We start from the raw sequence: 18,357 nt of genomic DNA, 5'->3' as shown, positions 1-18,357 counted from the left end.
AAAACGCGGCTCTTTGAGGGAGGCAAAGCCCTGGTCCAGGTCAGATCCTGCGACACTTCTCCAAACGAGTGATAAAGGGCGCCTCAAATTATGACTTTTACACCAGCCGTTGCACTTGTTGTTTTGACCGTGGGCGGCGCGATCTAGGGGCCAGAACATGTCCAAGGTATGCCAGGTAACCGGAAAGCGGCCGATTACCGGAAACAACGTTTCACACGCTAAGAATCACACAAAAAGACGCTTCCTGCCAAACCTTCATACTCACCGTTTTTGGGTTGAGTCTGAAAAGCGTTTTGTAAAATTGCGTGTTTCTTCTAAAGGTATGCGTGTTATCGATAAAAAAGGCATTGAGTCAGTTTTGTCTGATATCCGTGCTCGCGGTGAAAAGATTTAGGAGTTTAAGCAATGGCCAAAGGTGTTAGAGAAAAAATCCGCCTGAATTCAACTGCAGGCACTGGACACTTCTATACTACGGACAAAAACAAGCGTAATACGCCTGAAAAAATGGAGATTAAAAAATACGATCCCGTTGTTCGTAAGCACGTTGTCTACAAAGAAGGCAAAATCAAGTAACTTGGTTTTCGCTTTAAAAAGCCCGGCACAGTCCGGGCTTTTTTGTGCCTTGCTGTCGTCAGTAAATTGATGGGCGTTTTGCGCCGCTACTGTCCCATCCCCAGTTCATTTCACTATGCCAGAACTACCTGAAGTTGAAACGACCCGTCGCGGGATAGAGCCCCATGTCGTTGGGCGCCAAATATCCAATGTTATTGTGCGAGATTCCCGTTTGCGCTGGCCTGTGCCAGAGGGGCTGGCGGAAATTCTTAAAGGACAAGAAGTCAGGTCTTTGCACCGCCGAGGAAAATACTTGCTGGTTGAATTTCCCTTAGGGCATCTGTTAATTCATCTTGGTATGTCCGGTTCATTGCGCATGGTGGGTCCTGAAGATACTTTGAAAGTCCATGATCATGTGCAATTTGATTTTAACAGTGGGCTGTCGCTTAGGTTGCATGATCCCAGACGATTTGGGGCGGTTTTATGGACAGAGCTGCCCTTAGAGGAGCATCCTCTATTGTCGCATTTGGGGCCTGAGCCACTAGAGGCAGGGTTTACTGCCGAATACCTTTGGTCCAAAGCGCGCCGACGTAAACAGCCGATTAAAACTTATATCATGGATAGTCGGATTGTCGTTGGCGTCGGTAATATTTACGCTAACGAGTCTCTTTTTCGGGCAGGTATCCGTCCGACATTAGCCGCTGGTAAGGTGTCGTTAAAGCGTTGCGAACGTTTAGTCGAAGAAATCAAATTGACGCTATCAGAAGCGATCACCCAGGGTGGAACGACGTTGAGAGATTTTGTCGGTGGTGACAGCAAACCAGGTTACTTTAGTCAAAAACTGTTGGTGTACGGACGTGAAGGCAAAGCTTGTCGCGTGTGCAAAACACGCTTAAAGGAAATCCGCCTCGGGCAGCGTTCAACGGTGTATTGCACAAAGTGTCAGAAATAAGTCTAGACTCTTAAGCAGGTTCATTCGTGTTTCACATCGCGCCGATTGAAACGCTTAATTGAGGAGTCTGCCATGATTGGCAATGTTCGTTGGCTGCTTTGCAGCATTCTGTCATTTGTACTTATTGTCAGCCCCGTTGCCTATGCTGCGGACACGAATACGGTGGAAGAATCACCATCTGCATTGGCGATGACCACAGATTTGGTTGTCGTGCGACCGGTCATGTTTGCGACTACGGTCGTTGGTTCTGCACTGTGGTTGGTGGGATTACCATTCTCTGCAATCGGGGGAAATGTTAAAGAATCCGCCGATACTCTGGTGGTAGAGCCGGCCAAGATGACATTCTATCGCTGCTTGGGTTGTACATCGACTGGTCGTACAACACCAGTCAATGAAGACTAATTCGGGTAAAGCAATTACTGGTCAGAAAACTTGTTGGCAAGTTTGGCTACGACAGGCTCTGGAACAAACTTGCTGACATCGCCCCCCAGCGAGGCGATTTCTTTCACCAGTGACGATGAAATATAAGACAGGTGCTCCGAGGGGGTTAAAAAGACACTTTCCATTTGGTGCGACAGTGCGCGATTCATGTTGGCGAGCTGAAATTCGTATTCAAAATCAGAAACCGCTCTCAAGCCCCGCAGCACTGCATTGGCCTTCACTTTATCCACAAAATGAGCCAGCAGAATGTCAAACCCAATGACCTCAACGTTGTCAATATGAGAGAGCACTTCTTGTGCAAGGGCGACGCGCTCGTCCATGGGAAAAAGCGGGTTCTTGCGAGTGTTGGCCGCGATCGCCAAAGTGACTTTATCGAACAGTCGGCAGGCTCTTTCCACAAGGTCAATATGCCCATTCGTAATCGGGTCAAATGTGCCGGGATACACCACATGTTTCATTGGGTCGGTCTCGTCAAAAGTTAAATGGCGCGTAATGCATTGATCGCTGTTTCTGATAGTAACAATAATTCGTTTGGTAACAAACTGTCGTCAAAGGCTGGGTTTATCCAAACGCCATTTTTTTATGGATGTGGTTATTTTTCGGTATAGATGTAGACGCTGTAGTTTATTTTGCCGGCTTCTTTCTGGCGCCATTGGTGGCAGTTCTTTGGAAATGCTAAAGGCGTTTCGATGGGGGATTCAACATAAATCAGCGCATTTTCAGCGAGCCAGTTTTTGCGCAGAAGGCCCTCAAAGACGGGTTGCCACAGTTGCGCGGCAAACGGCGGGTCGATGAATATTATGTCGAAAGGGCATTTTGGTTGAGTTTCCTCAAGCCATTTCAAGGCATCCATGCAAACAAGGTCGTAGTCGGCAGCGGCCAATGCTGTCAGGTTTTTACGAAGGCATTGTGCCGCCCCCGTATCCTTTTCAATAAATGTTGTGTGATTGGCTCCCCGCGACAGAGCCTCTATTCCGAGAATTCCCGAACCGCTAAAGCAGTCGAGACAGTAGGCGCCCGCGACATCTGCCATCAACCAGTTGAACAAGGTTTCCCGAATGCGATCGCCGGTCGGGCGAAGCCCTGGAACATCGGCGAAGTCAATGCGTCGGCGCCGCCACTTGCCACCAATGATGCGGACTTCCCCGGTAGGGCGGTGTGTGGAGCGGGGCGAGTTTTTAGTCATTGTGAAAATTACTTGATTGCTGTGGATAAATCTCTACTGAAAATTGCCGCGATGTTGTGCTGCAAGTCACTTATTATGCCGGTAAAATGCCGTGCAAATGATGTTTTTCAGACGGTTACAGTCAGAGAGATTGCGGGAGCCTTGTAGGCTCGTCAAGATGGTTTGAATTTTAGGGCGTACAAAATTTGTGAGCAGTGAACATAGTGGCAGCTCTGCCAATACAGCGGAAGACTCCAAGGGACGAGGCTTTTTCCAACGCCACTTTCCAGTTTGTCTGCGCATACTGACGTTTTTATTTGGCTGGTTGTTTAAATCGTCGTCTTCATCCCCCGAGCAGGACAAGCAAAAATTGGATGATGACGCCGCGCCAGTCGTGGTTGTGGAGCAGAGTCTCTGGGCGAGAATGCGTCAGGGGTTGGCTAAAACCCGAGGTGGTCTTGCCGAGGGGTTAGCAGGTCTTTTATCGGGTCGCCAGGCGGTCGATGATGAGCTTCTTGAAGAGGTTGAAGGCCAGCTTTTGATGGCTGACGTGGGGCTAGATGCATCGACTCGGGTCATTGAAGAACTCAAAGAACGGGTTCGTCGTCAGCCGCCGCAAAATTCGGATGCGCTATACCGTGTTTTGCAGGAGTGTCTGCAGGACATCTTGGCGCCTGCCGAGCAGCCTTTGGTGTTGCCAGAAGCCAGTAAACCCGCGGTGATACTTGTCGTCGGCGTCAATGGGGTAGGGAAAACCACGACCATTGGAAAGCTGGCAAAACGGTTTCAACAGCAAGGAAAGTCGGTAGTCCTGGCCGCGGGTGATACATTTCGCGCGGCCGCGGTAGAGCAGTTACAGGTGTGGGGTGAACGTAACAATATCCCGGTGATTGCCCAGCATCAGGGAGCAGACAGCGCTTCTGTCATTTTTGATGCCATTAAATCGGCTAAGGCGCGCAAGGCTGATATTTTAATCGCCGATACGGCGGGTAGATTGCACAATAAAAGTAACCTGATGACAGAGCTGGCTAAGGTCCGTCGAGTTATGCAGCAGATTGATCCAGAGGCGCCCCATGAGGTGCTATTGGTTCTCGATGCAGGTACGGGACAAAATGCAATCAATCAAGCTTCGGAATTTCGCGATGCTGCCGGTGTGACCGGCATTGTGCTGACGAAATTGGATGGAACTGCCAAAGGCGGTGTTATTTTCGCACTTACCGAAAAATTTGGCCTTCCCGTGCGATTTATTGGGGTGGGTGAGCAACTTGATGACTTACAGCCGTTTTCTGCACAGCGTTTTATCCAAGCCTTATTTGGCAAGGAGGGCAATTAAGCCCGTATGATTCGCTTTGAGGCCGTAAGTAAGCAGTTCGCCAACGGACACCTGGCGCTTGATGATGTCAGCTTTGAGGTAAACCGGGGGGAATTGGTGTTTCTAACCGGGCACTCAGGTGCAGGCAAGAGCACCCTGCTAAAATTGTTGTTGCTGATCGAGCGTGCCACCAGTGGTGAAATCTGGGTTGATTCCCGTCGTTTGGATAAACTTAAATCCCGCCATATTCCGGGGCTTAGACGCCGGGTAGGTGTTGTATTTCAAAATCCCCATTTGCTCTACGATCGGTCGGTTTACGACAATATTGCGCTTCCGCTCCTGATTGAGGGTTACTCTCCGAAAGAGGCGGGACGTAGAATTCGAGCGGCATTGGACAAAGTTGGCTTGCTGCACTGCGAAAAACAAAATCCCCACGTATTGTCTGGAGGCGAGCAGCAGCGAATTGGTATTGCACGGGCAATTGTCAACAAACCCAGAATGCTCATCGCCGATGAGCCAACGGGAAATTTGGATCCCGATCTCTCCAGTGAAATCATGGAACTCTTTCAGCAATTTAGTGCAGTGGGCGTTACGGTGCTCGTTGCGACGCACGATATTTCATTGATTCGGCAGATGCAACGCAGGGTATTGCATCTTGAACAGGGACAATTAATTGCAGACGAGTTCTTAGCACATGTCGACTAAACGCGATGGGTCAGCCCGGCGCGGCGAAGGACGTGGGGCACAGGTGCGAAAGAAGCGAACCGGTTCAAAACTGGTCAATTGGGTACATCATCATCGCGAGAGTGCTTTGGGAAGCTTGCGCCGGATTTTTCGCCATCCTTTGCAAAGTTTGGCGACTTGCCTGGTCATTGCTGTAGCGCTTGCCATGCCGGCCCTGATGTATTTAGGCGTCAACAATGTTCAACAATTAGACCAGCATTGGAATGGCAATCCGAAGTTCACCTTGTTTTTGAAAGAGGCTCCAAAACTGGAAGCGCTTGACCTTTGGCGTCAGCAGCTACTGGAAAATCCGTTGATTGCTTCGGTGACCTATATCTCGCCGGAACGTGCGCTTGATGATTTTGAGCAGGCTTCGGGTCTTGGGGCTGCTATCCGTATTCTCGATGAAAATCCATTGCCCCCTGTTCTGGAGGTTCTGCCCGAGGCCAGTGCCGAACCCTATGAGCTGGACCAGTTGGCGCTAAAATTTAACGCTGACGTCCGCATTGACGACATGGTGTTTGATCGCACTTGGGTCAAACGGTTACATGCACTGTTGGCTGCGGGGCAGAGGCTAGCACTTCTAACGGCACTTCTTCTGGGGTTTGGCATTCTTATCATTATTGGTAACACCTTGCGGCTTGCCGTTGAAAACCGCCGCGAAGAGATCATCGTAATCAAGCTGGTTGGCGGCTCAAGGGCATTTGTACGTAGGCCCTTTTTGTATTCCGGCTTCTGGTTGGGCTTGTTAGGAGGACTTTTGACCTTGCTTATGGTTTGGGGAGTCTCGGAAGCACTGCGCGAGCCCATTGCTCAGCTGGTGAGCGCTTATGGTTCCAGTTTTCGGCTACAGGGGCCGGATGTCTCTGAAGTCGTCGTCTTTCTTGCGGGGGCTGCGGGTCTTGGGCTGATTGGCGCGTGGTTGTCTGTAGGACGCCATCTGAAAGCCGTTGAGCCAGAATGATTAAGTTGTGGATAAGTTTTTAACTGGATGATTTCATTGTAAAATTTTCAATAACAATATGTGGGTAAATAATCGTAAAAAGGGAACTTTTCCACATCCTGGAACTCTATAATTCGAGATGCTAAACTTCTTACGCTTTAGCTTCTGACTTGTTTGTCCATTTACGGTAGCTGTTTCAATTTTGGAGAGATTTAATGGGTAAAAGCTTAATGCCTGCTGGAGTTCTTGCGCCGGGGGGTAACCTCAACGCATACATTCAGGCGGTTAACGGCTTCTCAATCCTTTCCGCAGAAGAAGAGAAGCAACTGGCGGAAGAGCTCTACTATCATAATGACCTCGAGTCTGCACGTCGCCTTGTTATGGCGCACTTGCGCTTCGTGGTTCATATAGCCAAGTCTTATTCTGGCTATGGCTTATCTCAAGCTGACTTGATCCAAGAGGGAAACGTCGGCTTGATGAAGGCTGTGAAACGTTTCAATCCTGAAAAAGGTGTTCGCCTGGTGTCCTTCGCGGTGCACTGGATCAAGGCTGAAATGCATGAATTCATCCTCCGCAACTGGAGGATTGTGAAAGTTGCAACCACGAAAGCTCAGCGCAAACTGTTCTTTAACTTGCGCGGCGCTAAAAAGCGGCTGGCGTGGTTGTCTAACGAAGAAGCTGCAGCTGTTGCGAGTGACTTAAACGTTGAAGTAAACCAAGTGCGCGAGATGGAAGGTCGTCTTGCCGCTTATGACTCCGCGTTTGATGTCGGTGTTGATGACGACGACGACACTGCGTTCCAAGCTCCTGTGCACAGTCTTGAAGACAAAAGATTTGACCCAGCGCGTCAGTTAGAAGATGCCGATTGGGAAGAGTCTAATGTCAACAGCCTTATTCTAGCCCTTGATGGTCTGGACGATCGGGCGAGGGATATCATCCAGCAACGCTGGTTGAACGAAGAAAAGGCAACATTGCATGAACTGGCGGCGAAGTACAGTGTTTCTGCGGAGCGCATTCGTCAGTTAGAAAAAAATGCGATGAAAAAAGTAAAAGCCGCTATGGAGGCTTAACAGCTTTTTTCTACGGTCTTTGTACCTCTTAATCAAAAGCCGCCCATTTGGCGGCTTTTTTATTCGTTTAAGGTAAGGCAAAATACGCTTTATCAGGTATTCAGTGAGACTGATTGCCCCTTTTTGCTTCGTTTTATATGCATCCATTTATGGCTAAGATGTTTTTGCTGGCAGCTACGCTCAGTGGCTTTCTGGCGGTTTGTTTTGGCGCCTTTGCTGCTCACGGTTTGCGCGGAAAAATTGAACCACACCTGCTGTCGGCGTTTACGACCGGTGTTCAATACCATTTTTACCACACGCTGGCGCTGCTGTTGTTGGGCTTGTGGATGCTGAATGGCCGGCCTAGCGGTGAAGAGCCAAGTAGAGCTCTTAACTGGAGCGGTTACGCCTTTATCTTCGGTATTATTCTGTTTTCCGGAAGTCTATACGCAATGGCGCTGGGCGGACCGTCATGGTTAGGTCCACTGACACCGGTAGGTGGCGTTAGCTTTTTGGTTGGCTGGATTTTACTTTTTTGGGCTGCTGGTCGAGTCGAGCGCTAGCTGTTCCTGCAAATTACCTCTCATACACTCTCGGTCAATGATCGTTGCTACGACCACAAAAGAAATAACATCATGAACACTGAAAGCCGAGAACCGGTCATTGAATCAAAACAGAAATCGATCCGTTCTTATGTAATTCGTGGCGGGCGTATTACCGAAGCTCAACGACGCTCCTTTGATCAGCACTGGCAGACATTTGGGCTCAGCTTACACGACGGCTTAATGCAACCTCAGGATACCTTTGGACGCAACGGCTCTGTGATTGTGGAAGTAGGGTTTGGTATGGGGGACAGTCTGTTAGAGATGGCTATTAACGAACCCGACAACCTTTTCATCGGTATAGAAGTCCACCCTCCAGGTGTTGGCGCGTTATTGAATAACGCGTCTAAGGCTGGTGTCGAGAATCTGAGAATTTATATGGCTGATGCCATAGATGTTCTTAGCGACTGTATTGAAGATGGCAGTCTGGACCGGTTTCAACTCTACTTTCCCGATCCCTGGCCGAAGAAAAAACATCATAAACGCCGAATTGTTCAGACCCCTTTTGTTGAGTTAATAAAGCGAAAGCTGCGGCCAAATGGGATTTTGCATATGGCGACCGATTGGGAGCCCTATGCCGAATATATGTCCGAAGTATTAGAGGGCGCTGAAGGGTTGACCAATACAGCGACAGGATCTTATGCAGAGCGTCCTGACTTTCGGCCGGTGACAAAGTTTGAAAAGCGAGGGGAGCGGCTGGGTCACGGTGTCTGGGATTTACTCTATTCTCGTACTCCAGAGTAAGCCCAAAAAACCATTGTTACGTAGATACCTTCTTGTGTGCTTATGCGCCATTGCAGAATGACAGCCCTGTTGGCTGAGAGGAATAGATATCAATGAAGAAACTGATGTTGGGAGCAATGCTTGTTTTGGCGGGTTGCCAGAGCACCTACTACAGTGCGATGGAATCTGTAGGTTTTCACAAGCGTGATATCTTGGTTGATCGAATTGAAGAGGTTCAAGAGTCGCAGGAAGACGTAAAAGAGCAATTTTCCTCCGCTCTCGACAGGTTCACTATCGAGCTTGATTTTGATGGTGGTGATCTCGAAAAAATCTACAAAATCGTTAATACAGAATATGAGAAAAGCCGCGAGCGTGCGGACGAGCTCAGCGAAAGAATTGATGATGTTGATAGTGTCGCCAATGCCTTGTTCCGCGAGTGGGATAAAGAGCTCGATGAGTACAGTAATACGGCTCTGCGTCGAGACAGTGAAGCGCAGCTGAAGGAAACTCAGCAGCAGTACAGCCAGATGATCACAGCGATGCGCAGTACTGAAAGTAAGATGCAGCCTGTCTTGTCAACACTGAAAGATCAGTCGCTTTACTTGAAGCATAACCTTAACGCTCGGGCCATCGCATCGTTGAAAACAGAATTCGGTGGACTTCGTGAAGACATTAACCAACTGATTCGTGACGTCGAAACGTCTATCGAAGAAGCTGAGCGGTTTATGGCAGCGCTGCAAAACTAAATGGTATAAGCCAATATTAATTTACGACCAAAATATCCGTATCTAGCTGGTCGAGAATTTTCTCAGCGGTGTTGCCGATGAGCGCACCGTTGATGCCCCGTCTTGCTACAGTCCCAATAATTAACGCGTCTGCTTTCAGTTCATCGCAAACGCCAACAATGGCAGATGTTGCTGCTCCAGTACGAAAATGTACTCTACTCGCTGGAATACCATAGGTTTCCGCGACTCGGTCTTCATCTGTTTCTTCTTCGTCGCCGTCAACCAACGGATCCAAAGTAAGGGAAAAGTCACCATCAGAGTGGAAAGCGGCGGCGATATGCAATTCCGATTGCGTGGCTTTTGCCAGGCGCTGTCCCTCGGTAATAATCGCATTGTTCAGTAATTCATGACCGGAATCGGCGGCGTCCAGGCATAGTGCTGCCACCAGTCTCTGTTCCATCCACGGGCTACCGTCTTTTACGAGCAAGGTCGCACAGGGGGCATGGCGAAGCAGCGTGATATCAGACGTTTTTTGTAACTGGCGAGAAACTCTTGAATGCCGGAAAGACGATTTCAATACCATGTCTGCACCTGTGCGACTGCAGGCATGCACGATGGCGTCACGCCAATTCTGATTCCAATAGGCTTCTGTGCGGACGCTCAACCCTTCTTTGCGCAATGGTTCAGCCAGAAACTCCAGACTGTCTTTGATACCGTTAAGAATGGATTGTTTGGCGTCTTTACGTGAACGATAACCGGTAAAATCATCGGTAAAGTCACAACAAAACAGGTGTAATGCAGCGCCGCTATCTACGGCGATCTGCTCGGCACGTTTGAGAGCAATTTGATCATTTTGCGTGGGATCAATGACAACCAGAAGCGTTGCGGGAACCATGTTTGCCTCCTGTTTTATCGTTGTGTTTACTATGTCATAAAACCACGAGGGGGAGTAGAAATACTCGGCTAGAGTTGACTGGGAACAAGATCAGGACGTCAAATCTTCGAGTTGCTGCTGTAACTCGAACCATTCCTCTTCTACAGATTCAAGTTGCTGTCGCAGTTCACCTTGAGCTTTTAAATGTTCCTGTAATTTGTCTTTGTTTTCATCTTCGTACAAGCTGGTGTCGGCGAGCTTTTCTTCAAGTTTATTCAGCCGAGATTGCAGTTTTTCAACGTCGGACTCTCGTTTCCGAATCTCTTTCCGCAGCGGCTGTAATTTCTCCCGCGCTGCAGCACTGGCCTTACGTTCCGCTTTGCGGTCAACGCTAGGAGCGCCACTTGGCGCGGATGTCGATGCGTTTTTCTGGCGTCCTTCCAACCATTGGTGATAATCATCCAGATCGCCATCGAAAGGGCTGACACTACCGTCTGCAACCAGTAAAAACTCGTCGACACAATTTCGCATTAAGTGGCGATCGTGAGATATCAATAAAACAGCGCCGGGAAAGGTTTGCAATGCCATTGTCAGGGCTTCGCGCATTTCCAGATCCAAATGGTTAGTCGGCTCATCGAGCACGAGTAAATTGGGGCGCTGCCATGCAATGAGAGCCAGTGCGAGTCGCGCTTTTTCTCCGCCGGAAAAATGGGTGATCACCTCGAAGGCTCTATCGCCGTGAAATCCGAAGCCGCCGAGAAAGTTCCTTATCGACTGCTCGCTGGCCTTGGGGTCGGAGCGCTGCAAATGCATAGCGGAAGAAGCGGATAAATCCAAAGCTTCTAACTGGTGTTGATTAAAATAGCCGACGGCGAGATGTTCACCGCTTACCCGCTGGCCGTTCTGAGGAGAGATTTCTCCGATCAAAGCCTTAAGCAGCGTCGATTTTCCCGCGCCATTAGGACCGAGTAGTCCCAGTCGCGAATCTGGCTCAATTCGCAAATCCACTTTTTCCAAAATGGTCTTATCGTCATAACCAATAACGGCCTGCTGCAGTGTCAGGAGCGGTTGCGAGGTCTTCTCTGCACAGGGCAAGGAAAACTGGAAGGGAGAGTCGACATGAGCGGGCGCTATAAGCTGCATCCGCTCGAGCGCTTTTAGGCGACTCTGAGCCTGCCTGGCTTTTGTTGCCTTGGCGCGAAAGCGATTGACGAATTTTTCGATGGATTCAATTTGTCGTTGCTGGCGTACAAACATTTGCTGCTGTTGCGCGAGTTGTTCGGAGCGTTGCCGTTCAAACGCACTGTAGCCACCGGAGAACAAATGCAGTTGTTGCTGATCAATTTGAACAATATGGTTGACGGTATTGTCCAGAAAATCCCTGTCGTGGGAAATAATGATGAGTGTACCTCGAAATTGTTCAAGGCGCTGCTCCAGCCACCAGGTGGTGTCCAAATCCAAGTGGTTGGTCGGCTCGTCAAGTAACAGCAAATCCGCTGGACACATCAGGGTTTGAGCAAGATTTAACCGTATGCGCCATCCACCGGAAAAGTCGGTGACAGGTCGGGCCCCGTCTCCGGGGGCGAAGCCGAGACCTCGTAGTAATTCCTGAGCGCGGGCTTCTGCGGTGTAGCCGTCGATGGTTTCAAGCTCGCCGTACAGATGAGCCAGTTGCTCGCCTTTATCAGCGGGTGTCTGATCAATCTGACGCTGGATATCACGGAGTTTTTGATCACCATCGAGAACGAAATCCAGTGCCAGACGCGTGTCGTTCCCGGTTTCCTGCCGCATATAGCCGATGCGCCAATTTTGCGGAATTTGGCAATCACCGCCATCGGCGCTCAGCTGTCCGCTTAACAGCTGAAAAAATGTCGATTTGCCACACCCGTTTTTTCCAATTAACCCAATACGTTGACCGTCATGAAGACGAACGGACGCGCTGTTAAGCAGTATTTTACTGCCACGTTGCAGGCTGAGTTCGTTGATGACAATCATGGTAGCTTCCTATTGGTACAATCTGGAAAAGGCAGAAATGGCTTAGTCGTCACCGAATAAACTGGGATGTTTGGGCGGCTCAGGCTCTTTTTCTTCGCGATCAGTTTCAGCGGGCGTATCCAGAGATAGTTCGGCTTGACCGCTATCGATGGTGTCGTTTGCAGCTTCAGTGATCGGCAATGTCGCTTGCGGAGACGTTTCCTCCTCGATAGGTTGTGAAGGCTCCTCTGGCAAATCGAGTTTGAGTTCGGTCTGAGCTTCGTGGCGGGCTTTTTTGCCGCGCGCCCCGGCTTTTGATGTTGTAGCCGTCGACTTCTTGACTCGTTTCTGCTGTTTCTTTTCAAGATCTTTCAGCAGTTGGGCTTCGGCTTTCGCACTTGCCGCGGCGAGCAGGCTGACCATGCGCATACTCTGTTTTAGGCTTTTCAGCGCCTCTCTGGCTTCAGCCAGTTGGTTACGGCAGTCTGCGACCTGTACTGATTTTTCGCTGACCAGTTGCGACAGGGTTTCGACTTTATTCTGCGCCGCCGCAGTTTTCCGCTTTTTTGCGGCAACTTTTGCTGTGGTTAAGCGGGTGCGAGCTGTCGTCAGCTGTTTTTTACTGGCATCACTTGCTTTCATCGCTTGGGCAACGGCTTTCTCTGCGGCAGAGAGCTTCTGCGCGCGAGCTTTTTGCAGTTTAACTTCAAGCTTGCCGATTTCTTTTTCGATGATTGCCACTGGATCAACGGGCTTCTTACGTGCGGCCATGAAATCCTCCTTATTGAAACTGGGCGCTATAATAGCCGCTTTCTGCCAAGAATATTACGGCTGAAAAAGGAAAATTTAGCGACGGTGGCAGAATTTCCTCAGCTTTTGGTGGTGAGCATCTAATCCGATATCCGTGTTGGGGTGTGCTTTTGAGGATATCCATAATTATTTGTGCCAACGGCTGAACCAGCCTTGCATTCCCCGGTCTTAGTGGTCAGCATAGGCTTCGCCGAGCGGCATACTCGAATTATTACAGGACTACCCATGTTATCTAAGAAAATCTGTAAACCTTTGGCCCTGACCATGTTAATTAGCGGTATAGGCTTTTCTCAGGCGCCATTGGCAGAAGATGAAGAATTCAAAACTCTGTCCGAGAAGGTCAGCTATATCTTGGGCTACAACATCGGACAGAACTTTAAGCGCGAGCAACTTGACGTTGACTTGGATATTTTCCGTAAAGCGATGGAAGATGTTCAAAAAGGCGAAGAGCCGCAAATGACCCAAGAAGAAATGCAAACGGCAATGCAACAGCTGCAAGAAATGCAGCAGGCCAAGCGCAATGAAATGTTGGAAATGGTCGGCAGTGCGAATCAAAAAGAAGGCGAAGCTTTCCTGGCTGAAAATGCCAAAAAAGATGGCGTTGTCACAACAGATTCTGGCTTGCAGTATAAAGTCGTGAAAGAAGGTAGTGGACCCAAGCCTTCTGCGACCAGCAAAGTGACAGTTCACTATCGCGGAACGCTGCTCGACGGCACTGAGTTCGACAGCTCTCACAGCCGTGGCGAGCCGGCGACTTTTGGTGTTAATCAGGTGATTCCTGGTTGGACCGAAGTGTTGCAATTAATGCCGGAAGGTTCTACCTGGGAAGTTTATATCCCGTCTGAATTGGCTTATGGTCAAGGCGGTGCAGGCAGCGATATCGGTCCTAACGCTACTCTGATCTTTGAAATCGAGCTGCTCAGCGCCAACGCTGAAGGCTAATCTTCGCTGAGGGCTGGAAAGCAGCCCTCACTCAAGCCTTCTGGTTTTCACGTCGGTAGTAGAGTGAGGACCAGATTGGCGGTTATTTCTCTCGTTTCAGCCCAAACTGCAATCCATTTGATGCGGTTGCCAGGTATTGGCCGGATTTACCACTAAAGGCGACAGCGAGAACCGCTGCACCGGTAGGCTCCCAGGCGTTGCGTTTAGGGAGGCGCCAGCCTTGTTGCAGTGTCATCGAACGCGTGTTCCAAAGTTGTACGATTTGATCTGGTCTTCCCGTTAGCAGTCGCGATCCGTCTTTGTTGAATTTTGCGGTTGTAAATCGGAGGCCGCGTTTCAGTTTTTCTGCCGCCAGCGGAATTTGTCCGAGGGTTTTCCCGTCATCAGTGCGCCAGACGATGGCTTGATCGTATTTCGCCGCGGAGAACGCGATCTGGCCATCTGGGCTTAAGGCGACAACTTGCACATCTTCTTGATGTTGTTGCAGGTGCAATTGGCGACCTGACGCCATATCCCAGAGTCGAGCGGTATTGTCCTCTGAGCCGGTAAGAGCAAGGCGCCCGTTATCACTCAGGGCCACGCTGCGAACTCGATTATCATGTTGAAAACGCCGCTTGATGCCGCCACGCCGGATATCAAACAGAACGGCGGATCCATCGCTGAGTCCGAGCAGAGCATATTCCCCATAGGCACTTAAGGCGATCGAGAGTATTTCGCCGGGTGCTGTCCAGTAGCGGATGGCCTGGCCATCTTTAACACTCCACAGGACGATAGTATGGGCTTCGGCGGTCACGGCCCAGTCACCATCGGGCGAGAAGTCTGTCGCGACAATGGTGGAATACTCTCCCTCCTTGTGATTCCAACTATAAAGACGCTCGCGACTGGAGAGCTTCCAGAGGCTTCCTCCATGTTCGACAGAACCCAGACTCAGAAACTTGCCGTCATCGGATATAGCTGCTGCCTCAGACCCGCGTACGGCGACTTCCAGCGTTGCATAGGGTTTTGAATAGTCACTGCATCCGGTGATTGCGAAAAGGGTAACAATCACCGACAGCAGCCAGCCGGCACGAAAACGCCGGTCGGGATAGGTCATGAAGTCGTCTCTCTACCAAAAGCTAAAAGGCCATCAATTGTCGTACTATGGGTCTTTTAAGTATCGTCTATCTGGCAGAGTGCTGCTGAAAATTTAGTTGACGGTCTGCTGGTTAGCGACGTAGAGGGTATCGATCATTTGATCTTCGGCGTCAAAGCGGGTTGCCATGACCTCTCCAAGTTTGGAAAGATCTTCGCTGATGGTTTCCAGATCGTCTGTTTCCAGATATTTATCGTTAAAATCCAGAATAAATTCTGTCGTATTATCAATAGTATCGAATAAAGTCCGTGCTTTTTGTAGGGCCTCTGCATCAGAGGTTTCACGTCCTTCTTTAATCAATTTGTCATAAATTTCGAAGTGACCGGCCGAGACGTAATCCACGAGGATCTCGCAAGTGCGTTGCAGTTTTTGACCTGCGTCGCTGCAACCCGGCTCTTCGCTAAGGTTGCAATAATTGATGATGAGTTCCTGTCGCTCTTTTAGCCAGCGGTCGATCATATCGCTCGCTCCGCCCCAACGCTCCTGCGCTGATTGGATATTTTTGAGCATCTGTTTGGTCCTTTTCGTAAGCCGGGGTAATTTTATTTCGAATTAATTGTACTACGGAATTGTAAAATGCGTGGAAAATTTCACCAATTCGCTCATGACAATAACGTTGCGAGATAGGGAAGTGTCAGCGCCGAGAAGGCGCCCGTCAATCCCATCGCCAGAGTTGCAAATGCACCACTGGTGCCGTCAACGTCGAAGGCTCTTGCAGTGCCAATACCATGCGCATTGAGCCCTAGTATCAAGCCTTGGTGTTTGGAATCATTCAGCTTCAAAAGTCGAAACACCAGTGGGCTGGCGATAGTGCCAATGATTCCAGTGAAAACCACGACACCGGTGGTCAGCGTGGCGAGGCCTCCAACCGATTCAGCAATGCCAATGGCGATCGGCGTAGTTACGGATTTGGGTAGTAGAGAATGTACTACCAAGTCGTTGGCACCGAGTATCCAGGCAATCAAGATTGCGCATGCAGGTGCCAGTAGACTGCCTGAGGCAATGAGAATGATAATTGGCTTTGCCAGCCGTCGAATGTGGTGAAATTCTCGATAAAGCGGAATCGCCAATGCGACTGTGGTTGGTCCCAATAAAAAATAGAGTACCTGATTGGCGTCGACGTAATCTGTGTAGTCAATGCCGCTTAAGCTTAAAACTGATGCGATGACGACAGAGCTGATGGTAATGGGATGCAGCAATGCGTTTCGCCCGCATTTTTCATAGACTTTTAGCCCGCCGAGAAAAGCTCCTAGTGTTAATAAAAGCAGAGCTGTTGGCGTTAAAAAGTCAGACGCGAATTGATTCATGGGGAAGATTTCCGAGTCAGGCTTTTCAAAATGCCTCCGGTCAGAAACATGCTGGCGACCGTTCCAACAATCATTGCACCCAATAACGCCGGCCAGTATTGATGTAGCTCTTCCGGTAGAAAAAAGAGACCGACACCGGCGGGAAGAAAAAACAGACTGAGGTGCTTGATAAGCCCGCTGGAAACTTCCTCTAATGGTTTAGATGGTCCCCCTTTGATGGCGAGGGTTAACCAAAGAAAAAGCATGCCAATAACCGGTCCAGGAACCGGGCTGCCTGTCACATGAGCGGTGATTTCACCGAGCCATTGAAACAGGAGCAGTACTGCAAACCCCTTTAACATATTACTTCCGCACGGCCTGCCAGATATTCGCTGCAATCAACGCCGCAAAACTGATGGCTACCCAGGCTGGCATGCTCAAGCCTATGAAGGACCAAGACACATCGGCGCAGTTTCCGTCACCTTGGAACAGCAGAGACAATGCCTGACCTAAGGGAAAATTTTCAAACATATAGCCAAGGCCAGGTCCACAGGAGGGAACCTGATCTTCCGGCAGGTTTTGAATCCAGACATGGCGCAATGCCACACCCATACCGATCACACCAAAGACCACCCCGACGGCGCTGTATATACGACGACCCAATTTTTCCGGGTTGTGTGCCGCGGCGGCAAGTGCCGTGAGGCCAACCAAAATAACAAATATGCGCTGAGTGACGCAGAGGGGGCAGGGGTGCATGCCGAGTGCATACTGAAAATAGAGTGCGCAGGCCATGAGCAGTGCACAAACTACAAAAATTGCAAAAAACGAAAGTCGAATACCCAGCATCTACGGATGCTCCTCTGAAATGCAGGCTACACTAGGTGAAATACCCTGTTAACTCAAGGGACGATTTTCACCTATTCGCGATTACAGTTTGGTTTCTTTCGCGGATAGTCCAATCATTGAAACCGGTGAGATGATGTTGCAAATCAAGACGTTCTGGCTATGGATATTTGCCGTTTGCCTGTTGTTGGCCAGTATAAATTCAATCGCTCAAGACGAAGAAGAAGCTGCGGAAGAAACCGGTCCCCGGTCTATCTACATTCCGTTAAAGCCACCCTTTGTCGTCAATTACGGCGGGCCGGGGCGCCTAAGATACATGAAAATCGAAGTTTCTGTTCGAGTAACCAGCTCTGCAGGTGCTCGGGCAATTCGCCATCATATGCCCTTCATCCGTAATGACTTGATCTTGCTGTTCAGCAAACAAACTGAGGAGGTGCTCGATACTCAGGCTGGAAAAGAGCAGCTGCGGCAGGAGACAGTCAAAGCTATTAACAATATCCTGGAGGTAGAGGACGGCGAAAGCGATCTTGCCGATGTCTACTTCAATCAATTGGTCTTGCAGAAGTAAAAGAGCCATTAAAAATGGCTCTTAGCGACACGTCTGCTCTGTTTAAGCTGTCAATCTTCGTCGTAGCTGGCAACGTAGTCGTCAGCGCTGAGGGTATCTTCCAGCTCACTCAGATCAGCCGGCTTCACTTTGAAGAACCAGCCGTCGTCAAAAGGTGATTCGTTTACGGTTTCAGGGGCATCTTCAAGAGCCGGATTGATGGCAACCACCTCTCCGGATACCGGCGTGAAAATATCGGACGCCGCTTTTACGGACTCCACGACACCGGCTTCCTCGCCAACATTGACGGTGCTGCCAACTTCTGGCAACTCAACGTAGACCACATCGCCCAGGCTCTCTTGGGCGTGATCGGTAATACCGACAGTTACCGTGCCATCCTCTTCAAGCCGAGCCCATTCATGACTGGCCAGATACTTGAGTTCTTTACGAACTTCACTCATGTTTCATTCCTCATCCAACACGGTGTCTGTATTCATTGTTGGTCTACTGGCGGGCGAGAATGATCCGTTAATGTCTTTCATCTGGCGCCAGTAGCCATCCGGAAACGCTTTCAGGGCATATTTTAACGGGATTGCTTTGGCGAAAGGAAGGTTTCGCAAGCGCTCGTGTTGATTGACGAGTATCGTGGCCGCGTATGGAAGAATATCGATTGTGCCTATGCCTTGTTGTAAGTGTGCGCTCACTAAGAGCTCCGGCCCTGATTTCGGTATATTCTCTGTCGCTGGCTTGCAAGGTGTTCGC

Annotated in this window: 25 protein-coding genes; 13 read left to right on the top strand and 12 right to left on the bottom strand. The window is 49.7% G+C overall.

From position 1 onward, the window contains the following. Nucleotides 1–157: 157 nt before the first annotated feature. The 4 genes from rpmB to ACXAFR_RS13905 all read left to right on the top strand — a co-directional run bounded on the left by rpmB (nt 158) and on the right by ACXAFR_RS13905 (nt 1,906). Nucleotides 158–394 carry a 50S ribosomal protein L28 gene (gene rpmB, locus ACXAFR_RS13920; protein WP_475177885.1) on the top strand — a complete coding sequence of 79 codons (237 nt, stop codon included), beginning with the start codon at nt 158–160 and terminating at the stop codon, nt 392–394. A gap of 11 nt (nt 395–405) precedes the next feature. Further along, entirely contained in the window at nt 406–573 is a 168-nt protein-coding gene (gene rpmG / locus ACXAFR_RS13915) for a 50S ribosomal protein L33 (protein ID WP_475177884.1), read from the top strand. A 115-nt stretch (nt 574–688) separates the two neighbouring features. Then, nucleotides 689–1,504 carry a bifunctional DNA-formamidopyrimidine glycosylase/DNA-(apurinic or apyrimidinic site) lyase gene (gene mutM, locus ACXAFR_RS13910; protein ID WP_475177881.1) on the top strand — a complete coding sequence of 272 codons (816 nt, stop codon included), beginning with the start codon at nt 689–691 and terminating at the stop codon, nt 1,502–1,504. 72 nt (nt 1,505–1,576) lie between these two features. Then, a complete protein-coding gene (locus ACXAFR_RS13905; RefSeq protein WP_475177880.1) occupies nt 1,577–1,906 on the top strand; it encodes a hypothetical protein in 330 nt (109 codons plus the stop codon). Between the two features lie 14 nt (nt 1,907–1,920). Here ACXAFR_RS13905 and coaD read toward each other — a convergent pair whose 3' ends face one another. Further along, on the bottom strand, nt 1,921–2,403 hold the full coding sequence (gene coaD / locus ACXAFR_RS13900) for a pantetheine-phosphate adenylyltransferase (protein ID WP_475177878.1): 483 nt from the start codon (nt 2,401–2,403) through the stop codon (nt 1,921–1,923). Nucleotides 2,404–2,537: 134 nt separating this feature from the next. Next, entirely contained in the window at nt 2,538–3,131 is a 594-nt protein-coding gene (gene rsmD, locus ACXAFR_RS13895; RefSeq protein ID WP_475177875.1) for a 16S rRNA (guanine(966)-N(2))-methyltransferase RsmD, read from the bottom strand. 283 nt (nt 3,132–3,414) lie between these two features. Between rsmD and ftsY the strand changes: the two genes are divergently transcribed. The 7 genes from ftsY to ACXAFR_RS13860 all read left to right on the top strand — a co-directional run bounded on the left by ftsY (nt 3,415) and on the right by ACXAFR_RS13860 (nt 9,208). Next, on the top strand, nt 3,415–4,443 hold the full coding sequence (gene ftsY, locus ACXAFR_RS13890; protein ID WP_475178376.1) for a signal recognition particle-docking protein FtsY: 1,029 nt from the start codon (nt 3,415–3,417) through the stop codon (nt 4,441–4,443). Between the two features lie 6 nt (nt 4,444–4,449). Continuing rightward, on the top strand, nt 4,450–5,127 hold the full coding sequence (gene ftsE, locus ACXAFR_RS13885) for a cell division ATP-binding protein FtsE (protein WP_475177873.1): 678 nt from the start codon (nt 4,450–4,452) through the stop codon (nt 5,125–5,127). Further along, entirely contained in the window at nt 5,117–6,109 is a 993-nt protein-coding gene (gene ftsX / locus ACXAFR_RS13880) for a permease-like cell division protein FtsX (RefSeq protein ID WP_475177871.1), read from the top strand. The genes ftsE and ftsX overlap by 11 nt, the downstream gene beginning before the upstream one ends. 194 nt (nt 6,110–6,303) lie before the next feature. Beyond that, entirely contained in the window at nt 6,304–7,158 is an 855-nt protein-coding gene (gene rpoH, locus ACXAFR_RS13875; RefSeq protein ID WP_475177869.1) for an RNA polymerase sigma factor RpoH, read from the top strand. A gap of 149 nt (nt 7,159–7,307) precedes the next feature. Continuing rightward, nucleotides 7,308–7,700, top strand: a complete 393-nt coding sequence (locus tag ACXAFR_RS13870) for a DUF423 domain-containing protein (RefSeq protein WP_475177867.1) — start codon at nt 7,308–7,310, stop codon at nt 7,698–7,700. 72 nt (nt 7,701–7,772) lie between these two features. Continuing rightward, entirely contained in the window at nt 7,773–8,483 is a 711-nt protein-coding gene (gene trmB / locus ACXAFR_RS13865; protein WP_475177865.1) for a tRNA (guanosine(46)-N7)-methyltransferase TrmB, read from the top strand. Between the two features lie 92 nt (nt 8,484–8,575). Next, nucleotides 8,576–9,208 (top strand): DUF2959 domain-containing protein, encoded by a 633-nt coding sequence (locus tag ACXAFR_RS13860; protein WP_475177864.1) that lies wholly within the window; start codon nt 8,576–8,578, stop codon nt 9,206–9,208. 16 nt (nt 9,209–9,224) lie between these two features. Here ACXAFR_RS13860 and ACXAFR_RS13855 read toward each other — a convergent pair whose 3' ends face one another. From ACXAFR_RS13855 to ACXAFR_RS13845, 3 genes are all read right to left on the bottom strand, one after another. Beyond that, nucleotides 9,225–10,082, bottom strand: coding sequence for a universal stress protein (locus tag ACXAFR_RS13855; protein WP_475177861.1), 858 nt, complete (start codon nt 10,080–10,082; stop codon nt 9,225–9,227). 90 nt (nt 10,083–10,172) lie between these two features. Next, entirely contained in the window at nt 10,173–12,056 is a 1,884-nt protein-coding gene (locus ACXAFR_RS13850) for an ATP-binding cassette domain-containing protein (protein ID WP_475177858.1), read from the bottom strand. A 42-nt stretch (nt 12,057–12,098) separates the two neighbouring features. After that, a complete protein-coding gene (locus ACXAFR_RS13845; RefSeq protein WP_475177856.1) occupies nt 12,099–12,806 on the bottom strand; it encodes a hypothetical protein in 708 nt (235 codons plus the stop codon). A gap of 264 nt (nt 12,807–13,070) precedes the next feature. Between ACXAFR_RS13845 and ACXAFR_RS13840 the strand changes: the two genes are divergently transcribed. Beyond that, the gene (locus tag ACXAFR_RS13840; protein ID WP_475177854.1) at nt 13,071–13,787 is read left to right on the top strand and encodes an FKBP-type peptidyl-prolyl cis-trans isomerase N-terminal domain-containing protein; all 717 of its coding nucleotides are present in this window, start codon (nt 13,071–13,073) and stop codon (nt 13,785–13,787) included. A gap of 82 nt (nt 13,788–13,869) precedes the next feature. On the opposite strand, the gene ACXAFR_RS13835 is transcribed toward ACXAFR_RS13840, so the two are convergent. The 5 genes from ACXAFR_RS13835 to ACXAFR_RS13815 all read right to left on the bottom strand — a co-directional run bounded on the left by ACXAFR_RS13835 (nt 13,870) and on the right by ACXAFR_RS13815 (nt 17,051). Further along, the gene (locus ACXAFR_RS13835; protein WP_475177853.1) at nt 13,870–14,880 is read right to left on the bottom strand and encodes a WD40 repeat domain-containing protein; all 1,011 of its coding nucleotides are present in this window, start codon (nt 14,878–14,880) and stop codon (nt 13,870–13,872) included. Nucleotides 14,881–14,973: 93 nt separating this feature from the next. Continuing rightward, on the bottom strand, nt 14,974–15,429 hold the full coding sequence (rsd, locus tag ACXAFR_RS13830) for a sigma D regulator (RefSeq protein WP_475177850.1): 456 nt from the start codon (nt 15,427–15,429) through the stop codon (nt 14,974–14,976). Nucleotides 15,430–15,521: 92 nt separating this feature from the next. Further along, nucleotides 15,522–16,226, bottom strand: coding sequence for an LrgB family protein (locus ACXAFR_RS13825; RefSeq protein WP_475177849.1), 705 nt, complete (start codon nt 16,224–16,226; stop codon nt 15,522–15,524). Next, on the bottom strand, nt 16,223–16,567 hold the full coding sequence (locus tag ACXAFR_RS13820) for a CidA/LrgA family protein (RefSeq protein WP_475177848.1): 345 nt from the start codon (nt 16,565–16,567) through the stop codon (nt 16,223–16,225). The genes ACXAFR_RS13825 and ACXAFR_RS13820 overlap by 4 nt, the downstream gene beginning before the upstream one ends. Before the next feature lies 1 nt (nt 16,568). Further along, nucleotides 16,569–17,051, bottom strand: coding sequence for a disulfide bond formation protein B (locus ACXAFR_RS13815; protein WP_475177846.1), 483 nt, complete (start codon nt 17,049–17,051; stop codon nt 16,569–16,571). Between the two features lie 130 nt (nt 17,052–17,181). Here ACXAFR_RS13815 and ACXAFR_RS13810 point away from each other — a divergent pair, with 130 nt between their 5' ends. Continuing rightward, nucleotides 17,182–17,616, top strand: coding sequence for a flagellar basal body-associated FliL family protein (locus tag ACXAFR_RS13810; RefSeq protein WP_475177844.1), 435 nt, complete (start codon nt 17,182–17,184; stop codon nt 17,614–17,616). A gap of 50 nt (nt 17,617–17,666) precedes the next feature. On the opposite strand, the gene gcvH is transcribed toward ACXAFR_RS13810, so the two are convergent. Both gcvH and ACXAFR_RS13800 read right to left on the bottom strand, forming a co-directional pair. Next, a complete protein-coding gene (gene gcvH / locus ACXAFR_RS13805; protein WP_475177842.1) occupies nt 17,667–18,056 on the bottom strand; it encodes a glycine cleavage system protein GcvH in 390 nt (129 codons plus the stop codon). Nucleotides 18,057–18,059: 3 nt separating this feature from the next. Beyond that, nucleotides 18,060–18,299 (bottom strand): hypothetical protein, encoded by a 240-nt coding sequence (locus tag ACXAFR_RS13800; RefSeq protein WP_475177840.1) that lies wholly within the window; start codon nt 18,297–18,299, stop codon nt 18,060–18,062. Nucleotides 18,300–18,357 lie beyond the last annotated feature (58 nt).

The organism is Pseudomaricurvus sp. ABR4_320 (assembly GCF_056159445.1).
The sequence above is the reverse complement of the archived record's forward strand: the minus strand, read 5'-3'. Positions and strand labels throughout refer to the sequence as shown.

Excerpts from the sequence above, each read along its gene's own strand:
- ACXAFR_RS13835 (WP_475177853.1), bottom strand. The coding sequence starts at position 14,880 with ATGACCTATCCCGACCGGCGTTTTCGTGCCGGCTGGCTGCTGTCGGTG.
- ACXAFR_RS13845 (WP_475177856.1), bottom strand. The coding sequence starts at position 12,806 with ATGGCCGCACGTAAGAAGCCCGTTGATCCAGTGGCAATCATCGAAAAA.
- ACXAFR_RS13840 (WP_475177854.1), top strand. The coding sequence starts at position 13,071 with ATGTTATCTAAGAAAATCTGTAAACCTTTGGCCCTGACCATGTTAATT.
- coaD (WP_475177878.1), bottom strand. The coding sequence starts at position 2,403 with ATGAAACATGTGGTGTATCCCGGCACATTTGACCCGATTACGAATGGG.
- gcvH (WP_475177842.1), bottom strand. The coding sequence starts at position 18,056 with ATGAGTGAAGTTCGTAAAGAACTCAAGTATCTGGCCAGTCATGAATGG.
- mutM (WP_475177881.1), top strand. The coding sequence starts at position 689 with ATGCCAGAACTACCTGAAGTTGAAACGACCCGTCGCGGGATAGAGCCC.
- rpmB (WP_475177885.1), top strand. The coding sequence starts at position 158 with ATGTCCAAGGTATGCCAGGTAACCGGAAAGCGGCCGATTACCGGAAAC.
- ACXAFR_RS13815 (WP_475177846.1), bottom strand. The coding sequence starts at position 17,051 with ATGCTGGGTATTCGACTTTCGTTTTTTGCAATTTTTGTAGTTTGTGCA.
- ACXAFR_RS13905 (WP_475177880.1), top strand. The coding sequence starts at position 1,577 with ATGATTGGCAATGTTCGTTGGCTGCTTTGCAGCATTCTGTCATTTGTA.
- ACXAFR_RS13810 (WP_475177844.1), top strand. The coding sequence starts at position 17,182 with ATGATGTTGCAAATCAAGACGTTCTGGCTATGGATATTTGCCGTTTGC.
- ftsE (WP_475177873.1), top strand. The coding sequence starts at position 4,450 with ATGATTCGCTTTGAGGCCGTAAGTAAGCAGTTCGCCAACGGACACCTG.
- rpoH (WP_475177869.1), top strand. The coding sequence starts at position 6,304 with ATGGGTAAAAGCTTAATGCCTGCTGGAGTTCTTGCGCCGGGGGGTAAC.
- ACXAFR_RS13850 (WP_475177858.1), bottom strand. The coding sequence starts at position 12,056 with ATGATTGTCATCAACGAACTCAGCCTGCAACGTGGCAGTAAAATACTG.
- ACXAFR_RS13820 (WP_475177848.1), bottom strand. The coding sequence starts at position 16,567 with ATGTTAAAGGGGTTTGCAGTACTGCTCCTGTTTCAATGGCTCGGTGAA.
- rpmG (WP_475177884.1), top strand. The coding sequence starts at position 406 with ATGGCCAAAGGTGTTAGAGAAAAAATCCGCCTGAATTCAACTGCAGGC.
- rsd (WP_475177850.1), bottom strand. The coding sequence starts at position 15,429 with ATGCTCAAAAATATCCAATCAGCGCAGGAGCGTTGGGGCGGAGCGAGC.
- ACXAFR_RS13860 (WP_475177864.1), top strand. The coding sequence starts at position 8,576 with ATGAAGAAACTGATGTTGGGAGCAATGCTTGTTTTGGCGGGTTGCCAG.
- trmB (WP_475177865.1), top strand. The coding sequence starts at position 7,773 with ATGAACACTGAAAGCCGAGAACCGGTCATTGAATCAAAACAGAAATCG.
- ACXAFR_RS13825 (WP_475177849.1), bottom strand. The coding sequence starts at position 16,226 with ATGAATCAATTCGCGTCTGACTTTTTAACGCCAACAGCTCTGCTTTTA.
- ftsX (WP_475177871.1), top strand. The coding sequence starts at position 5,117 with ATGTCGACTAAACGCGATGGGTCAGCCCGGCGCGGCGAAGGACGTGGG.
- ACXAFR_RS13870 (WP_475177867.1), top strand. The coding sequence starts at position 7,308 with ATGGCTAAGATGTTTTTGCTGGCAGCTACGCTCAGTGGCTTTCTGGCG.
- rsmD (WP_475177875.1), bottom strand. The coding sequence starts at position 3,131 with ATGACTAAAAACTCGCCCCGCTCCACACACCGCCCTACCGGGGAAGTC.
- ACXAFR_RS13855 (WP_475177861.1), bottom strand. The coding sequence starts at position 10,082 with ATGGTTCCCGCAACGCTTCTGGTTGTCATTGATCCCACGCAAAATGAT.